Below are 17379 nucleotides of genomic sequence, written 5' to 3'. Positions count from 1 at the left end.
CCGTCCAGCGCATAGATATGATCTGATCAATCATGGAGAGTGATTGATCAGATGAACCTGCAGCAGCTGCGCTACGTCCTTGCCGTGGCGGAGACCCGGAGCTTCACTCGCGCGGCGGAGGGGCTGTTCGTGGTGCAGTCCGCGCTGAGTCAACAAGTGCGCAAACTCGAGGACGAGCTGGGCGTGCCGATTTTCAATCGCACCACCCGGTCGGTCTCGCTGACGCCGGCCGGCGAGGCGCTGACGCCCCTGATGCGCCAGGTGATCGCCGGGGTGGACCAGCTGGCTATCGACGCCCAGGCGCTGCGCGGCGCGGTGACCGGGCGGCTCACGGTCGGGATGATGGAGATCCCGTCGGAGAGTCTGGACGTCGCCGCGCTGATGGCGACCTTCCATGCCCGGTATCCCGACGTCACCGTGACCCTGCGCAGCGGCGGCAGTGACCTGCTGGTCCAAGCCACCCGGGAACGCAAACTCGACGTCGCGATCGTCGGGTCCAACGCCGCACGATCGACCGACCTGGCCTGCGAGCACCTGTTCTCCGAATCGCTCGTCGCGGTCCTGCCGGTCACACACCCGCTGGCCAAAGAGCCCGCGGTCACGTTGGACGAACTGGCCGAGCTTCCGTTCATCGATTTCCCGCCCGGTTACGGGCTGCGGCGCGAGACTGACCGCGGGTTCGCCGCGGTCAAGCGCCGGGTGGCATTCGAGGTCACGCGCGTGGATGAGGTGATCCACTTCGTCTGCCAGAACCTGGGCGTGGCGTTGCTCCCCGAATCGGTCGCGCACAGCCGTGCTCAGACCAATCCGACGCTGGTCTTGTTACCGGTGCAGAATGCGGACCTGCGGCGCGAAGTTCACCTGGTGGCCCCGCAGACCCAGCTGCAATCCGCCGCTACCCGGGCATTCATCCAGTGCGTGCACGAACACATCAGTCACCGGACGGAGCCGGTCAGGTAGTGCGCGAGCACCGGCCTCAGCCACTCGATGAGCTCCGCGTCGTCCATGTCGGCCAGCGCCGGGATGCACAGGATGTAGCGGGCCGTCGCCAGGCCCAGGACCTGAGCGCCCACCAGCGCGGCCCGCTCGGCGGGGCGGTCCGGGACGGCGGTGGCCAGGGCCGGGGCCACGCGGTCGACGAACACCTCCAGCAGGGCCGCCGAAGCCGCCTTGTTGGTCGCGGCGGCCCGCAGCAGCGGCAGAAACGGGCCGTCTGGGCCCCAGACCGAGACGAACAGCGGCAGCAGTATCTCGGCGATCCGCTCCGGCGCGACGCCGGAGAGATCCGGAAACGTCACGTCGAATCGCGAAGCGGCAGCGAATAATTCAGCTTTGCTGCCGAAGTAGTGCATGACGAGCGCCGGGTCCACACCGGCCGCCGAGGCGACCGACCGAATGGTCGTGCGCTCAAACCCGTGGTCGCCGAACTGAGAGCGCGCAATCCCCAGGATCGCCGCTCGAGTGGCTTCGCCGTCACGCACCTTCGGAGGCATCAGCGCATTGTATTCAACGACTGTTGACACGAGCCGCCGGGTCGGTCTAGCGTTGAGTTCAACAGTTGTTGAACCCATGATGGGAGGTCATGGCCATGGCCGTCACAGCCATCCAGATCGGACTCGACCCCGAGGTGATCGACTACTCCTCGCCGGACTTCGCGCAGTTCCCGGGACTGACCAAAGAGAGACTGCGGGCGGCCAACGACGACAACGTCGCCGCCCTCCGGGCGGCCGGTTACCACGTCGACAACTGCCTGATCGACTTCGGCGAGGCGGGAGCCGACAAGGCCCGGCGCTGGCTGGAAGCCAACCACTACGACGCCGTGCTCATCGGCGCCGGCGTCCGCCTGGTCGCGAGCAACACCCTGCTGTTCGAGTCGATCATCAACGCGGCACACGTCACCCAACCGGACTGCCGCTTCGTCTTCAACCGCGGCGCGCAGTCCACCCCCGAGGACATCCGTCGCTGGTACCCGGAGGCACTGGCGCGATGACCACGCATGAGGTTGACGTCGTAGTCGTCGGCGCCGGTCCGACCGGACTGACCGCCGCGGGCGACCTGGCCCGGGCCGGGCGCTCGGTGACTGTGCTGGAACGCTGGCCGTCGGTCAACCCGGCCAGCCGGGCGTTCGCCACCATGGCCCGCACGCTCGAGATCCTGGACGCCCGGGGACTGGCCGGAGGCCTGCTCGCCGACGCGTACCGGGCGCCGGGCGTCACCATTTTCGGCGGCGCGCGAATCGACCTCACCCACCTCGAGTCGCCGTACCGGTTCGTGATGGTCACACCACAGACCAAAGTCGATGCGGCCGTGCGCAGTTACGCGGTGTCACAGGGCGCCGACATCCGGCGCGGCGTCGAGGTCACCGGGCTCGATCAGGATGCCGACGGGGTGACCGTGACCACCGACGGCAACGAGCGTTGGCGGGCACGGTATGTGGTCGGCGCCGACGGCGCGCACAGCACCGTCCGCACGCTGGTGGGTGCCGACTTCCCCGGCAAGACGATTTTGTCGTCCATCGTGCTGGCCGACGTCAAGCTCTCGCGTGCACCCGCGGATGAGGGATTGAGGGTGGGCAGCACGCGAAACACGTTCGCGTTCCTGGCTCCTTACAGTCGCCGCGATGCCGAGGGCTCGTGGTACCGCGCCATGGTGTGGGATCGTAACCACCAGGTGCCTGACACCGAGTCGGTGACCGACGACGAGATCGTCAGCATTCTGGCTCACGCGATGAATGTCGATCTCGGGGTGCTCGAAGTGGCGTGGAAGTCCCGGTTCCATTGTGATGAAAGGCAAGTCGGACGCTACCGGCACGGTCGGGTGTTCCTCGCCGGTGATGCCGCCCACGTGCACTCACCGATGGGCGGGCAGGGGATGAACACCGGCATTCAGGACGCGGTGAACCTGGCCTGGAAGATCGACGCCGTGCTGGGCGGCGCCGACGACGCCGTGCTGGACACCTATCACGACGAGCGCCATCCCATTGCGAAGCGGGTGCTGTTTCAGTCCGGCCTGCTGGCCCGCGGCGTGACGCTGCATCCGCGCCCGGCGCGCGCGCTGCGAAACTTCCTGGCGCCGAGGCTGCTTCGTGTCCCACGGCTGCGCGACGCGGTGGCCGGCAGCTTCGCGGGGACCACGCTGCGGTATCGCCACCGCCACGGCGAGAGCCCGCTGGTGGGCACCCGCGCGACGCAGATCCTACTAACGCGGGGCAGCGTGACCGAGCTCCTGGGTTCGCCCGGTTTCGTGTTGATCCGCGAGCGTTCAGCCGCGCTCATCGACACTGGCGAGTTGGCCCAGGCTCAGCGGGCCGACAGTGGCCCGGCGGTACTCGTGCGGCCCGACGGCTACATCGCCTGGGCGGGGTCCGCGGCCGACCGGACCGCGTGGCAGGCCGTGCTGGCCCGCTGGACGGGTTCACTCCGCGCTGCGGGCGGAGAATTGCAAGTGGGCGGCGCCGCCACCGCAGACTCAACTTGACGCCGAGGCGGCATGATAGCGGGATGACCTCCGACATCCGGGTGCTCGAATCGGAAGACGAATTCCTGGCTGCGGCGAACGTCTTTCGCACCGCCATGGTGGGGTTTCCGCCGCTGAACCTGGCACCCGGGCAGGTCACCACGCTGCTGGAACCCGGCCGCACCATAGGCGCATTCGTCGAGGATCAACTGGTCGGCACCGCGGACGCGGTGACCAGTCGGCTGACCCTGCCCGGTGGGGCGATCGTCAGCCACGCCGCGGTCACCCACATCGGGGTGCTTCCGTCGTTCACCCGCCGCGGCCTGGCCACCGACCTGGTCCACCATCAACTGCGTGACTTCGCCGCCCGCGGTGAGGTGGTCGCCACGCTGCGCGCGTCAGAAGCGACCATCTACGGTCGCTACGGCTACGGCGTGGCGAGTTCGACCCAAACCGTCGAAGTACAGACCGCCCGTGCCGCGCTGCGCCCGGAAGTCGCGACCGGTGGCCCGGTGCGGCTGCTCGATGGCGCCGACGCGTGGGATGTTCTGCCCCGCATCTACTCCGAGCACCGACCGGCGCGGCCGGGAACCATCGACCGCCCCCCGGTGTGGTGGCAGGCCCGCCGGCTGCGCAGCGAATCATCGCCCGGCCCGGAATACGTCGCGGTGCACGGGATGCCCGGATCGGAATCCGGATTCGCGCGATACCGTCCGATCGACACCGAGAAGTGGTTCATCAGCGACCAGCGCACCATCGTCGTCGAAGACCTCTTCGCGCCCACCACCGAGGCATATCTGGGTCTGCTCCGTTTCCTGTTCGGGCTCGATCTCATTGACCGGGTGACCTTTTGGATGCTGCCCGTTGGCGATCCACTGCCTCTGCTGCTTCTGGACCCGCGAGCAGCGAAAGTCACCGCCGTGCACGACGAGACCTGGCTGCGCGTCATCGACGTCCACCGCGCGCTTGCGGCACGCAGCTACGCAGGGGCAGACGCTGTCACCGTTTCCGTCATTGATCCACTGCTGCAGGACAATTCGACAACTTTCGCGATATCCGGCGACGGGGCGGCGCCGACGGACAGGCCCGCTCAACTACACGTCGGCATCGAAGGACTAGGCGCCGTGCTGCTCGGCGGCGGGACCTGGCAGGGCCTCGCCGTCGCGGGCCTGGCCCGGGCTGAGGATCCCGCCGTGCTCGCCGCCGCGGACCGGCTGTTCGCGGTACCCAACGCCCCGTACGCCGGCTTCTATTTCTGACCGTGATCCTCATCGTCGGCGCCGGCATCTGCGGACTCGCGACCGCCTACGAACTGGCGCGCCGCGGTGTGCCGTCCGTCGTCGTCGAGCGCGGTGAGCCGTTCGCCGAACAGTCCACGGGACTGGCGCGGATCTTTCGCATCGCGCACCGCCGGCCACAGTTGTGCCGCCTTGCTCAGCGCGCCCGATCCGGTTGGCTGCGTTGGGAATCCGAATTCGCGTCGAGCCTGCTCGGTTCGGAAGGATTCATCGCCGCCGGTGCCGTCGACACCGTCGCGTCAGCCATGGCGGAAGCGGAGGCCGCGTTCACCCCGCTCGCCCCGCGCCAGATCACCGCGCGCATCCCCTTCCTGCAGACCCCCTGGGAGACAGGTATTTTCGATCCGCTCGGCGGCAGCCTGCGCATCCGGCGCGCACGGAATGCCTTGGCTGAGCGAGTCGAAATACGGCGCGACGAGGTCCTGGCCGTAGCCGACGACGGCTCGGCCACGCTGGCCGACGGAACGGTGCTGCACGCCGAGCGCGTGCTGATCTGCGCGGGAGTGCAGACACAGGACCTCTTCGGCCCACTCGGTATCGAGTTCTTTCCCCACACCCGCTTCACCTACGAGGGCGGATCCGCCACGGGCGCGGCGTGCCTGTCCGCGCCGGAAGGGTACGGGCTGCCGATCGGCAGCACGGGCCGCTGGGCCTTCGGCCAGGACGACCCCGACCCCGCGGTCGTGCGGCAGCTGTTCCCGTCGTTGACGCCGGTCGGCCGGGTGGATTGCGTAACGGCGCGCGCGGCGTGGCTTGACGACGGCGGCGACGGCTGGATCCTCGCCCGGCGTGGTCGCGTCCTGGCCTTCGTCGGCGCCAACCTGATGAAGTTCGGGCCACTCCTCGGCGAGTTGCTGGCACAGGCCGTCCTCGGCGAGGAACTTCCCGACGACCTCGCCGTCACCTGACGCACCTGGCGATTTGTCGCCTACCTCGGTGAGTGAGTACTCTCTCACCATGGCCCCGGAAACCAGTCGCGGACGCGATCGGCTGCTCGCGGAAGCGCTGAAGCTGTTCGCCGCCAAGGGTTACGCGGCGACGTCGGTGGCCGACATCCAGCGGGCCGCCGGGCTGGCCCCAGGTTCCGGAGCGCTGTACAAACACTTCGGGTCCAAGCGCGAGCTGCTCGAGGCGGCGGTGACGCACCGGATCGACCTCATCGTCGCCGCGCGGGAGCAGTACGACGCGGAAGAGCCGACCAGCGTCGAGGACGCGGTGCGCACAGCGGGTCAGCTGATCTGGGGCAACTTCAAACAAAGCGAGGACCTGCTGAAGGTCATGCTGCGCGAACCCGACGAGCTCGGCGATCTCGACGAGAAGACCTGGCAGGTCATCACCGACAACGCCTACCAACGGTTCGCCGACGAACTGGCCGCGTCCAATCGTTCCGGCCGCACCCAGATTCCCGACCCGGATGCCATGGCGGCCACCGCGATCGGCGCCCTGTCCTACGCCGCGACGCTGCAGGCGCTCACCGGGCGGTTGCCCGGGAACATCGACGAAGAACGCTATTTCGAGGCGTGGGTCAACCAGACCGTCAGCGTCCTCACCCATTACCGCACACCCCGAAATCCAGGAGACAAGCCATGACCTTTTCTATGCAACTCAGCGACGACGTGATCGAGGTGCGCGATTGGGTGCACAAATTCGCCGCCGATGTCATTCGCCCGGCCGCGGCCGAGTGGGACGAGCGGGAGGAGACGCCGTGGCCGGTGATCCAGGAGGCCGCCAAGGTAGGCCTCTACTCCCCTGATTTCATGGCGCAGCAGGCCGCCGAGGAATCCGGGCTGGGCATGCTCACCACATTTGAGGAAATGTTCTGGGGCGACGCGGGCATCGCGCTGTCGATCATGGGCACCGGGTTGGCGGCAGCGGCGCTGGCGGGCAACGGAACTCCCGAACAGCTCGGTCAGTGGCTGCCGGAGATGTTCGGCACGGCCAACGAGCCCAAGCTGGCCGCGTTCTGCTCATCCGAGCCCGACGCGGGCTCCGACGTCGGAGGCATCCGCACTCGTGCCCGCTACGACGAGGCGGCCGGTGAGTGGGTGCTCAACGGCACCAAGACCTGGGCCACCAACGGCGGCATCGCCAACGTGCACATCGTGGTGGCGTCGGTCTACCCCGAACTCGGCACCCGGGGCCAGGCCAGCTTCGTCATCGGCCCGGACACCAAAGGCCTGGCGCAGGGCCAGAAATTCAAGAAGCACGGGATCCGCGCATCACACACCGCCGAGGTGGTGCTCGACAATGTCCGGCTACCGGAGGACGCGATTCTCGGCGGCCGGGAGAAGTTCGAGGCGCGCATCGCCCGGGTGAAATCCGGCTCGTCGGCGGGCGGGCAGGCGGCCATGAAGACTTTCGAGCGCACCCGGCCCACCGTCGGCGCGATGGCCGTCGGGGTGGCCCGCGCGGCCTACGAGTACGCACTCGAATATGCCAGCCAGCGTGAGCAATTCGGCCGCAAGATCGGCGAATTCCAGGCCGTCGCATTCAAGTTGGCCGACATGAAGAGTCGTATCGATGCGGCTCGCCTGCTGGTGTGGCGGGCCGGCTGGATGGCCCGCAACAACCAGAATTTCGAAGCGGCGGAAGGCTCGATGGCCAAGCTGGTGGCGAGCGAGACCGCGGTCTACGTCACCGATGAGGCCATTCAGATTCTCGGCGGCAACGGCTACACCCGCGACTACCCCGTCGAGCGCATGCACCGCGACGCGAAGATCTTCACCATCTTCGAGGGCACCAGTGAGATTCAGCGCCTGGTGATCTCGCGGGCGCTGACCGGGTTGGCAATCCGCTAGCCGGTCAGGCGAACTCGTACACCAGCGCGGCGACGCCGAAGGACATCAGCGCCAATGCCGTCACGGCGCGCTGGCGATGGTGCAGCCATTTTCTGATCCGGTCAAGCTGCGGGTCCATTCGTCCTCCGACCACGAGATATGCCGCTATGGGCGCCGCGATGCTGGAGCTCGCCAGGACGGCGTAGTAGCCGACGGCAGCCGCTGTTCCGATGGCACTCAGGTCTAGGGTGCCGATCTGCACCCCCGCGGCCGCGCTAACCGCGAGCACTTTGGGGTTGGCCATGGTAGGCAATATGCCGATCGCGGCAGACACCGACGGGGTGAGCCGACCGACCTGGCTCTGCCAGCGCGGTCGCTGGCCGACTTCGTGGCGCCGCAGCCAAATCCACCACCCCAGCCCGATCAGCACAACACCGAATGCCAGCACTGACCAGTCGACCCATGGTGGCGCGGGGCCGAGCAGGGGTTCGAAAAATTCTGGGAGGAGCAGGAACACAAACGTCACGGCGGTCAGCGCGAGAAGTCGGCCGAAAAGATACGCGATGCTCGCCGAACGGGGTCGTTCACTGTGGACGAGCAATACCAGGACCAAAACCACCGGTATCGGTGATAGCGCAACGACCGACGCCGTCGCTGCCAATTTGGTCAGCACGGTTCCGGAAACGCTCAGCAATACGCACCTGCTCCGGGCGCGATCACCATCTCTTTCCGAATAGGCCTGGACGCGGCCGGGCGGAGTCGGAGGGCTCGTGCCCCCCGCACCATTGGTCAGCGGGCACGGAGCGCTGAACTTCTTTCACATGCGCACCGCATCCTGACCAGGTGATCTTCCCGCAGACGCGGCACCGCACCGCATGACACATCCGAACCCCCTGAGACTTACCTGCCGCGTGGTCGTTGCAGTTGAGCGAACTGCGGGACTGCGGCCAATGCTGCCACCGCATCAAACAATGTCTCAACCGCCTCCGGTTCGGGTGGTGCAGTCAGTACCGGCCCGAAGAAGGTGTGACCATTGATGCGCACGATGGGACTGCCGCCGGTTTCGCCGAGCGCGTCCTGCGCAGCCTGATGACTGCGCCATACGAGTTGGTCCCACGAGGAGTCGGACAGCACATCGCTGGTCACGTCCCAGGATTTCACGGTGTCCAGCACCTGACCGATGAGACTGTCGTCGACCGGTTCGGACCTATCGAGGTAGCGCTCGGCGAATGCGAAATACGCTGTCGCAAAGCCCTCGTTGCCGTGTTGGTCGCGGACGGCGGCCATCAGCCGACCGACTCGCTCGGAGTCCAGCATCCGCGCCTGCTGCTTGGGCGGCATCTCCTTGCCCTCGTTCAGCACCGCCAGGCTCATCAGCCGCCACTCAACGACCACGCCCGTCTTGTCCGCAACGGCCCTCAGCCAGCGGGCGGTGTTCCAGGAGAACGGGCACACCGGGTCGAGCCAGATGGTCACAGCCGGGCTGGTGGGGTCGTCAGTCATCTCGTCAACTCCCTTCACTCCCAATGTATACCATACCCCCTACGGTATATGGGTCGACAGGTTGCAGCGATGAGCGATCAACGTAGGCCTGCTACGCGGCCGCTCCTTTGCGCTGCACCGCCTTGGTCACCGATGCGGGGACACTGCCGACTACCGAGAGGCCGGCCAGACGCCGCCAGGACCGGATCGCGTGGCGCGTCATCTCGACGATTCGGCCGGGGCCGTTTTCCAGATTCGCCAACCGGTGGGCGCGCAGGGCGTTACCGGTCACGGCATCCAGCGTGTCCCACGCCTCGGCGTCGGAGAGAGCCGTCGATTGATACGCGGCCCGGACGGCGTACCGCTCAGCGCCCGGAGCCATCGTGGCGCTGATCTCCCGGGCCACCCGGGCGGCCCGGTCCCAGCTGGCGATGTCGGGCATCTCGCCGGGGGCGAGCGTACGATGCAGCTCGGCAATCACCGAGATCGCCTCGGCCGCAGCGCTATCGGCGTATCGCACCACACCCCAGGGCGGGCTGATCAGCAACTTGGACACCCACGGCCGGATGACGGTCTCGTCGACCTCGGCGGTACCGACCGTCAGCCAGCCCAGGTCGAGGGCGAGCATGGCGTCTTCCGGAGACAAATAGCCGTCGGGCCCCGCGAGTTGGTCGTTGCACAGTTGGACGAACGCGGCCAACGGACGCGCCGAGGTCGCTGGGAAGTCGGTGATCTGTTCGTCGCCGTTGATGTACGAAATAACGTTCATGGCACAGCCTTTGGCCGAACCCTCGTTGTGTGATCCCCGCGCCAGCCGCAACGGGTGAGTGATGCGCTCCAGATCCACGTGACTCCTCACCGGTTGCCGGTCGAAACGCATTCTACGAGTGGGAATGTCACTGCGGGATGCGACACGGTGTTGTTGGCGCTGCCGGGATCCGAGGGCCGTAGCCGGAAGATCGGGATTTGTCGGCCGACTTGTGCGGTTCTCGCCCGGTAGTCCCGGTAGCCGGCATAGACCTGCTCTGCCAGCGCGTACAGGCGCGCGTACTCGTCGCCATCGCTGACCTCGGCGGCCATGAATGCCTGGCCGCCCAGCTGGCATTCGGGGTGTGCCTTCAAGTTGAAGTACCAACCGGGGTGGTGTGGTTTCGCGTAGTTCGATGCGATCAGGACCACATCGGTTCCATCGTGTAGGTAGGCGAGCTGGCACACTCGCGGCCGACCGGACTTCGCACCCGTGCTGATCAACGGCGCGGTAACGCATCCGCCGAGGACCCGCGGATAGCGCCCGCCACTGAGCCGTTAGAGCCACGGGTCAACGCGAAACACGATGTGGCGCGCCAGGAACTGTCCTGAACGCGAACGTCCGAATTCTTCGAGCACACGGTAGCGACGGCTGTGCATCCGGTGCGGGTCGACGTAGTAGAGCGACATGCGGGTCTCCTGATCTCACACGGGTGATAGTTCGACTCTGCGATCTGCCGCGGGAAAGACCATCTGCACGGGTCAAGTCCAGGGACGTGGTGTACGACGTCGTCGTGTGATTCTTCGTCTTGATGGTTTCAGGCGGTCAGTGCCGCGGGGGTGTCCTCCTGTTCGGTCGGGGTGTCGTTGACGGTGCGTGATTTGCTCAGGACGTCAAGGCCGAGGTAGCGCCGGGATTCGGCCCATTCGTCGTGTTGTTCGGCCAGCACGGCTCCGACGAGGCGGATCAGGGCGTTGCGGTCAGGGAAGATGCCGACGACGTCGGTGCGCCGGCGGATCTCCTTGTTGAGCCGCTCCTGGGGGTTGTTCGACCAGATCTGGCGCCAGATCTGTTTGGGGAACGCGGTGAACGCTAGTAGTTCGGCTCGGGCTGCCTCTAAGTGTTCAGCCGTTTTAGGTAGCTTGTCCTCCAACGCGTCGATGATGCGGTCATATTGTGCAGCAACGGATTCGGCATCTGGTTGATCGAATACCGAATGCAGCAGGGTCTTGACCCACGGCCACGACGCCTTCGGTGTGACAGCCATCAGATTCGTCGTGTAGTGCGTTCTGCAGCGTTGCCATGCCGCACCGGGCAGCGTGGCGCCGATGGCATTGACGAGCCCGGCGTGGGCATCGGAGGTGACCAGTCGGACACCGGATAGGCCGCGAGCGGTCAGCGACCGCAGGAATGTCAACCACCCGGCGCCGTCCTCGGCGGTGGTGACGTCGATGCCCAGGATCTCCCGATACCCATCGGCGTTCACTGCGACGGCGATCAGGGCATGCACGTTGACCACCCGCCCGCCCTCGCGCACCTTGAGGACCAGGGCATCAGCAGCCATGAACGTGTAGGGGCCGGCATCCAACGGCCGGGTACGAAACGCCTCGACCGCGGCGTCAAGTTCTTTGGCCATCACGCTGACTTGGGACTTAGACAAGCTGGTGATGCCCAGAGTTTCAACGAGTTTGTCCATCCGCCGCGTCGAGACGCCCAACAAGTAGCAGGTGGCCACCACCGTGGTCAGGGCCCGCTCAGCACGTTTGCGCCGTTCGAGCAGCCAGTCCGGGAAGTACGAGCCTTGGCGCAGCTTGGGAATCGCCAGCTCCAATGTGCCGGCGCGGGTATCGAACTGGCGGTGCCGATAGCCGTTGCGCTGATTGACACGCTCGCTGCTGCGCTGGCCATAGTCGGCACCGCACACCGCATCGGCTTCAGCCCCCATCAGGGCATGGATGAAGGTGGCCAACAACTCGCGCAGCACGTCGGGGTGGCAGGTAGTGAGTCGTTCGGCCAACACGGCCGGCAGGTCGATATCGTGGGCAGTGGTCATCGCGTCGATTCCTTTGCTCGAGTGACTTTGGACGGTCTCTCGAAGAATCACGCGATGACCTTCATTCATTCGGCTACGACACGCCGGACATCCCGATCAGGCCCGGCTCGTACACCACCCTGCTGGACGCAACCTCTGCACGAAGGCGTAAATGTGCGGGACGGGTCGTAGGCAAGACGATGACTCTCGGGGCCGGCTCTACGCGTTTGTGCTGATGTTCGGTGCCACTGGACGCCGGATGCTGATTAGCATGAGCGAATCACGTGCGGATACTCCGCCAGTGGACTGGGGCGACGTCGATGTGAGCGAGCTGCCGACCGGGACGGTCACGTTGCTCTTGGCCGATATCGAAGGCTCGACCCGGCTGTGGGAGTCCCAACCGCAGGAGATGAGAGTCGCCGTGGCGCGCCTCGACAAAGCGGTGTCGGAGGCGGTCGCTGCCCACGACGGGGTAAGGCCGGTCGAGCAGGGTGAGGGCGACAGCTTCGTGATCGCATTCGCCCGCGCGACCGATGCCGTGGCTTGCGCGCTCACGTTGCAGCGGGCGCCGCTGGCCCCGATCCTGCTGCGCATCGGCGTGCACACCGGCGAAGTCCGGCTGCGCGATGAGGGCAACTACATCGGCCCGACCATCAACCGCACCGCGCGGTTGCGTGATCTCGCACACGGCGGCCAGACATTATTGTCCGGCGCGACCGAGCCGCTGGTAATCGATCAGCTCCCGCCGGGTAGCTGGCTGACCGATCTCGGGACGCACGCCCTGCGTGACCTGCCTCGCCCCGAACGGGCGATCCAGCTGTGCCACCCAGACCTTCGCAATAGTTTTCCACCACTGCGGACAGTTATTTCTGTTGTGGCACATAATCTTCCGAGCCACCTCACCAGCTTCGTCGGACGCCGTGCGGAGATGGCGGATGTCCGCGTCGCACTGGAAGGCAACCCGCTCATCACGCTGACCGGCGCGGGCGGAGTCGGCAAGACGCGCCTGGCGGTGCGAATCGCCGCCGAGCTGGCAGGAAAGTTCCACGACGGAGCTTGGTACATCGATTTGGCGCCGATCACCATTGCCCAGGTGGTGCCAATGAGCGTGACAACGACTTTGGGTCTGCCCGACCAGCCCGGGCAGTCCCCGATGGAAACGCTGCTGCGATTCGTTCGTGACCGCGAGATTCTGATGGTGCTGGACAACTGCGAGCACCTGCTCGACGCCTGCGCTGAACTGGTGGTGGGCTTACTCGGTGCAGCACCGGGGCTCACGGTGCTGGCGACCAGCCGGGAACCGCTGGGCGTGATCGGGGAAGCCACTGTGCGGGTGCCCTCGCTGCCGCTGACCGACGATGCAGTTCAACTGTTCGGTGACCGCGCCCGCCTGATTCAGGCGGACTTCGCGGTCACGGACGACAACCTCGATGCCGTGATCGAGATCTGCCGGCGGCTGGACGGAATACCATTGGCGATCGAGTTGGCCGCCGCACGGGTGCGGGCTTTGTCGCCGACGGACATCGTCGAGAGTCTGCACGACCGATTTCGCCTGCTGAGCGGTGGTTCCCGCACAGCGGTCCGCCGCCAGCAGACGTTGCGCGCCTCAGTCGACTGGTCGCATGCACTGCTTACCGAGACCGAGCGTGTCCTGTTCCGCCGCCTCGGTGTGTTTCTTGGTGGATTCGACCTCGAGGCCGCTCGGGCAATTGCCGGCGCGGGCGCGATCGAGGGTTACCAGGTCCTGGACCATCTCAGTCTGTTGGTGGACAAATCCCTCGTCGCAGTGGAAAGCACCCGGGGCCCAACGCGATACCGCATGCTTGAAACGGTGCGTCAGTACGCAATGGAGAAACTCGGCGAATCGGAGAAGCAGCCACCGTGCGGTCCCGGCACCGCGATCATTACCTGTCGATAGCGGTTGCCGTAGACGCGCCGGCAGGCAACGACTATTCCCGCAGCATCGAGCGGGCCGAAGCCGACATGGACAACCTGCGCGGCGCGTTCGGCTGGAGCCTGGAGAACGGCGACATCGAACTGGCGTTGGTGCAGGCGTCGTCACTGCAGCCGTTGTGGTGGGCGGGTGGGCGCCTCCGTGAGGGCCTTGGGTGGTTCGAAGCCGCGTTCGCCGAACGCGAAAGGACCGATATCGAGTTGGGCGCGGCGGTGTACGCGCGGGCACTGGCCGACTACGCCTTGCTCGCCACGCAGACAGGCGCCTCTGACACGATGGATGCGGCGCGGAAAGCCCTTGGGATCGCTCGCGAAGTCGACGACCCGGCCGTGCTGGCGCGAACACTGGCCGCCTGCGCGGTGATCACCGGCTTCGGCGACGGCCCGCATGACAGCCAGCCGTACTTCTCGGAGGGTATCGACCTTGCCCGGGCGATCGGTGATCATTGGACGTTGAGCCAGCTGCTCGCCTGGCAGGCAGTCGGGGCACTCATCGCGGGTGATGCCACCACCGCGCGAGCGGCGGGTGACGAAGGTCGCGATCTGGCTGAATCACTGGGACACCAATCGAATTCGCGTTGGTGCCGGGCAGCCATTGCCTGGTCACTGTGGTACGAGGGCGATTTGGTCAGCGCCGTCTCAGTCTTCGGGGAAGTGGTAGCCGAGGCAGGGCCGGGTCACGATGTGGTAGCGAGCCTGAACGGTCTCCAAGGCCTTGCCTACTCGCTCGCCTACCAGGGCGAGCTACCGGACGCACAAGCTGCGGCCGTCACCATTCGCGACACCGCCAAGGTGAGCGAAATGTTGACCGGGGTTGCGTATTCCGCGGCGGGCGTCGCGGCGTTGGCGGCCGGCGACGTGGACACGGCGCAGGAGCTGAGCGAGCTGGCGTGGCGCTACCTCAGCATTCAAGCGACGACGGCGGCGGTGTGGCGCTCGTACCACGCGCAGGCCGCGCAGGCTCGTGGGGATTTGCTCGCAGCAAGGCACTGGGCCGATGATGCTGTTGCCCATGCGACCGGCTGGCATCTGCCGGTGGCGCTGGTCACCCGGGCACAAGTGGCGATCGAGCAAGCGGAGTTCGAACAGTCCGAATCCGACGCACATGACGCACTCGTGATATGCGCGCGCGATCAGGCCTACCTGCTCGTTCCGCAGATATTCGAAATACTGGCCATGGTTGGCGCCCATGCCGGGCGGCACCGAGCGGCGGCCCGACTCTTCGGTGCGGCCAAAACGTTCTGGACGCGGATCGGCGGAGCGCGGTTCAAGATTTACGACCCGGCGTACACGGCCTCGGTCGCGGCAGTGCGCGATGTAATGGGTGATAACGCCTTTGATTCCGCATGGACGGAGGGAGCCACCCTTTCCGCCGATGAGGCTATCGGCTACGCGCAGCGTGGCCGCGGTGAGCGTGGCCGGCCGACCAGCGGCTGGGCATCACTCACCCCCGCTGAAAGTGAGGTTGTTCGCCTGGTGTGTGAGGGCATCGGCAACAAAGACATCGCGGCCCGGCTGTTCGTTTCACCGCGAACGGTGCAGACCCACCTGACCCACGTCTACACCAAGCTGGGTCTCGCCTCACGGATGCAGCTGATCAAAGAAGCACAAAGTCACCCACGCTGAACGCTCGGCGAGGGTGCGTGCCGCGCTCGCCCGCGGCTGACATGATGAGCCCATGCTTGCCTTGCAATCACCGGTGACCGTGGAATCTGACAACCAATCCGTCGCGGGTTCCGTCGCGGCCATCGACAGCGTGGCGGTCGCCGGTTCGGCGGCGGTCGCCGCCAGCGTGGCGGTCGCCGGTTCGGTGACGACCGCGGGCAGCGTCGCGGTAGCGGGGTCGGTCTCCACCGCCGGCAGCGTCGCGGTCGCAGGATCGGCGGCCACCGCCGGGAGTGTCGGTGTGATCGCCTGCCTGCTTACGGTGATTTGCGTTGCCGTCCGCGAATGCGTGGCCTGTCTGGGATGTGTCGCCTGCACCCGGTGTGTCGCGTGCATCGCGTGCGTGCGCTGTACCGACTGCGTCGGGTGCATCGGTTGCGTGAATTGTTCAGGTTTACGAAATGTCGTAGGCGCCAGAAACATTCATGTGCAGCCCAGCGAGTGACCTCTCGCATCGGCGGGGTGGCCTGCTGGGTGGTGGGAGTCGTCGGCTACCTGATCCTGGAGGCCCTCGCCGCCGCGGCCTATCTGCCGGCCTACAGCTATGCGTACAACTACATCAGTGACCTCGGAAAGACCGGCCCGCGAGCGCCTTTGATGCACACGGCATTTTGCCTGCAGGGCAGCATGTTTCTGCTGGGAGCGCTGTTCATGGTCGGTGTGCCTCCTGGGCGACGGTGCCGCCTGTTCGTGGCTCTGGTTTCCGCGAATGCCGTCGGCAATATTCTGGTCGGCACGGTGCCCAGCGGGCTGGTACACCTCACCGGCGCGGCCCTCGCACTGGTGGGCGGCAATGCTGCCATCCTGGCCGGGGCGGCCCTGCTCGTGCCGCAACTGCGGTGGTATCGCGGTGTCTCGACAGGGATTGCAGCCCTGGGTTTTCTGTGTCTGGCGCTGCTGGTCGCCAATTGCCGAGCACTGCCCGTCGGTGTGTGGGAACGCGGCAGTGCGTATTCGATCTTTTTGTGGCAGTTAGTGACTGCGGCCGTGCTGCTGGGGCGACGGGGCGGTGCCCCGCTTACGTACCGGTGAATTTCGGGGGCCGCTTCTCCAGGAACGCGCGCGGCCCCTCCTTCGCGTCCGCCGATGCCATCACTGCCATGCCGAGTTCGAGTTCTCGCGGAAAAGCCTCGGCCTCGGTCTTTTCCAGGTTTTCGATCACCGATGCCTTGATGTTCCGCACGGCCAGCGGACCGTTCGCCGCCACTTGCCGCGCTATCTCCCGAGCCCGGTCCAGCGCACCCCCGGCGGCGGTGACGTGTCCGACCAGGCCGACCTCGTAGGCGCGTTGCCCGGAAATCGGGGTGCCCGCGATCAGCATTTCCATCGCGACGGTGTAGGGGATCTGGCGCGGCAAGCGAATCGTTGATGCGCTCATCGGAAACAGCCCGCGCTGCACTTCGCTGATCGCCAACTGAGCGTTGTCGGCGGCCACCCTGATATCGAAGGCCTGCAGGATCTCCATCCCGCCCGCGTAGCAGTAGCCCTCCACCGCGGCGATGATCGGCTTCTTCACGTAGTGGTCCTTCAGAAAACCCTTGTAAATCAACGAGAAATCGGACCTGACCCGCTCCTCATACTCATTCTGCGGAGGATCGCCGGCGATCAGGGCGCCCACCAACCGGTCCAGATCTGCTCCGGCGGAGAAGTTGCCGGCCGCTCCAGTCAGGATCGCGACCCGGAGGTCCGGGTCGTCGTCCAGAAGATCCCAGGCGTCGGCGAGCCGGCACAGGACTTCTGGATTGAAGGCGTTGCGTTTCTCGGGGCGGTTGAGGGTGATGGTGAGGATGTGCTGGTCCCGCTCGAGGAGGACTGCCGGTTCTGCCACGTACTGGTGTTTAGCACGAAACCGTCGCTGCGAGAAGTGACATGAGTCTCGATCAGGAATATCTCGGCGGCCGGCGCCGTCGTAGGACCGGTGGACAGATGAGGAGGGGATGTCCGTGATGAGGCCGAACGGGGCCACCG

Annotated in this window: 16 protein-coding genes and 2 pseudogenes; 10 read left to right on the top strand and 8 right to left on the bottom strand. The window is 66.2% G+C overall.

The annotated features are described in order from the left end of the window. Nucleotides 1–51 precede the first annotated feature (51 nt). Complete coding sequence (locus tag C0J29_RS00980) at nucleotides 52–960, top strand: LysR family transcriptional regulator (protein WP_120791252.1); 909 nt, start codon at nucleotides 52–54, stop codon at nucleotides 958–960. Here C0J29_RS00980 and C0J29_RS00975 read toward each other — a convergent pair. After that, a complete protein-coding gene (locus tag C0J29_RS00975) occupies nucleotides 936–1493 on the bottom strand; it encodes a TetR/AcrR family transcriptional regulator (protein WP_120791251.1) in 558 nt (185 codons plus the stop codon). The two genes, C0J29_RS00980 and C0J29_RS00975, sit on opposite strands and share 25 nt — an antisense overlap. Before the next feature lie 95 nt (nucleotides 1494–1588). Here C0J29_RS00975 and C0J29_RS00970 point away from each other — a divergent pair, with 95 nt between their 5' ends. Genes C0J29_RS00970 through C0J29_RS00945 form a run of 6 tightly spaced genes read left to right on the top strand, consistent with a single transcriptional unit; the run spans nucleotide 1589 to nucleotide 7552 of the window. Next, entirely contained in the window at nucleotides 1589–1990 is a 402-nt protein-coding gene (locus C0J29_RS00970) for a hypothetical protein (RefSeq protein ID WP_120794464.1), read from the top strand. Beyond that, nucleotides 1987–3477 carry an FAD-dependent oxidoreductase gene (locus C0J29_RS00965; protein ID WP_120791250.1) on the top strand — a complete coding sequence of 497 codons (1491 nt, stop codon included), beginning with the start codon at nucleotides 1987–1989 and terminating at the stop codon, nucleotides 3475–3477. Before C0J29_RS00970 ends, C0J29_RS00965 begins: the two co-directional genes overlap by 4 nt. Before the next feature lie 23 nt (nucleotides 3478–3500). Further along, nucleotides 3501–4715 carry a GNAT family N-acetyltransferase gene (locus C0J29_RS00960; RefSeq protein WP_120791249.1) on the top strand — a complete coding sequence of 405 codons (1215 nt, stop codon included), beginning with the start codon at nucleotides 3501–3503 and terminating at the stop codon, nucleotides 4713–4715. A gap of 2 nt (nucleotides 4716–4717) precedes the next feature. Continuing rightward, the gene (locus C0J29_RS00955) at nucleotides 4718–5662 is read left to right on the top strand and encodes an NAD(P)/FAD-dependent oxidoreductase (protein ID WP_120791248.1); all 945 of its coding nucleotides are present in this window, start codon (nucleotides 4718–4720) and stop codon (nucleotides 5660–5662) included. A gap of 49 nt (nucleotides 5663–5711) precedes the next feature. Continuing rightward, on the top strand, nucleotides 5712–6344 hold the full coding sequence (locus C0J29_RS00950; protein ID WP_120791247.1) for a TetR/AcrR family transcriptional regulator: 633 nt from the start codon (nucleotides 5712–5714) through the stop codon (nucleotides 6342–6344). Continuing rightward, nucleotides 6341–7552, top strand: coding sequence for an acyl-CoA dehydrogenase family protein (locus C0J29_RS00945; protein ID WP_120791246.1), 1212 nt, complete (start codon nucleotides 6341–6343; stop codon nucleotides 7550–7552). Before C0J29_RS00950 ends, C0J29_RS00945 begins: the two co-directional genes overlap by 4 nt. A gap of 4 nt (nucleotides 7553–7556) precedes the next feature. Here the strand turns inward: C0J29_RS00945 and C0J29_RS00940 are convergent, their stop codons facing one another. From C0J29_RS00940 to C0J29_RS00920, 6 genes and pseudogenes are all read right to left on the bottom strand, one after another. After that, on the bottom strand, nucleotides 7557–8204 hold the full coding sequence (locus C0J29_RS00940) for a GAP family protein (protein ID WP_277950757.1): 648 nt from the start codon (nucleotides 8202–8204) through the stop codon (nucleotides 7557–7559). Between the two features lie 227 nt (nucleotides 8205–8431). Further along, complete coding sequence (locus tag C0J29_RS00935; protein WP_120791244.1) at nucleotides 8432–9034, bottom strand: mycothiol-dependent nitroreductase Rv2466c family protein; 603 nt, start codon at nucleotides 9032–9034, stop codon at nucleotides 8432–8434. Between the two features lie 91 nt (nucleotides 9035–9125). Then, the gene (locus C0J29_RS00930; protein ID WP_207106135.1) at nucleotides 9126–9782 is read right to left on the bottom strand and encodes a hypothetical protein; all 657 of its coding nucleotides are present in this window, start codon (nucleotides 9780–9782) and stop codon (nucleotides 9126–9128) included. 86 nt (nucleotides 9783–9868) lie between these two features. Continuing rightward, a pseudogene (locus C0J29_RS34640) lies at nucleotides 9869–10276 on the bottom strand (nitroreductase/quinone reductase family protein); the annotation flags it as partial. 42 nt (nucleotides 10277–10318) lie between these two features. Continuing rightward, on the bottom strand, nucleotides 10319–10450 hold the full coding sequence (locus C0J29_RS34635; protein ID WP_308494764.1) for a hypothetical protein: 132 nt from the start codon (nucleotides 10448–10450) through the stop codon (nucleotides 10319–10321). A gap of 128 nt (nucleotides 10451–10578) precedes the next feature. Further along, the gene (locus tag C0J29_RS00920; RefSeq protein ID WP_120791242.1) at nucleotides 10579–11814 is read right to left on the bottom strand and encodes an IS256 family transposase; all 1236 of its coding nucleotides are present in this window, start codon (nucleotides 11812–11814) and stop codon (nucleotides 10579–10581) included. Between the two features lie 250 nt (nucleotides 11815–12064). Here C0J29_RS00920 and C0J29_RS00915 point away from each other — a divergent pair. From C0J29_RS00915 to C0J29_RS00905, 3 genes and pseudogenes are all read left to right on the top strand, one after another. Continuing rightward, nucleotides 12065–15372, top strand: a pseudogene (locus tag C0J29_RS00915) (LuxR C-terminal-related transcriptional regulator). A 52-nt stretch (nucleotides 15373–15424) separates the two neighbouring features. Beyond that, a complete protein-coding gene (locus C0J29_RS00910; RefSeq protein ID WP_120791241.1) occupies nucleotides 15425–15856 on the top strand; it encodes a hypothetical protein in 432 nt (143 codons plus the stop codon). Continuing rightward, nucleotides 15853–16443, top strand: a complete 591-nt coding sequence (locus C0J29_RS00905) for a DUF998 domain-containing protein (protein WP_120791240.1) — start codon at nucleotides 15853–15855, stop codon at nucleotides 16441–16443. The genes C0J29_RS00910 and C0J29_RS00905 overlap by 4 nt, the downstream gene beginning before the upstream one ends. Here C0J29_RS00905 and C0J29_RS00900 read toward each other — a convergent pair. After that, complete coding sequence (locus C0J29_RS00900; protein WP_120791239.1) at nucleotides 16430–17239, bottom strand: enoyl-CoA hydratase-related protein; 810 nt, start codon at nucleotides 17237–17239, stop codon at nucleotides 16430–16432. The two genes, C0J29_RS00905 and C0J29_RS00900, sit on opposite strands and share 14 nt — an antisense overlap. Between the last annotated feature and the right edge of the window lie 140 nt (nucleotides 17240–17379).

The organism is Mycobacterium paragordonae, assembly GCF_003614435.1.
GTDB lineage: Bacteria > Actinomycetota > Actinomycetes > Mycobacteriales > Mycobacteriaceae > Mycobacterium > Mycobacterium paragordonae.
Note: the sequence above shows the minus strand (reverse complement) of the source record. Positions and strands in the feature narration are given on the sequence as shown.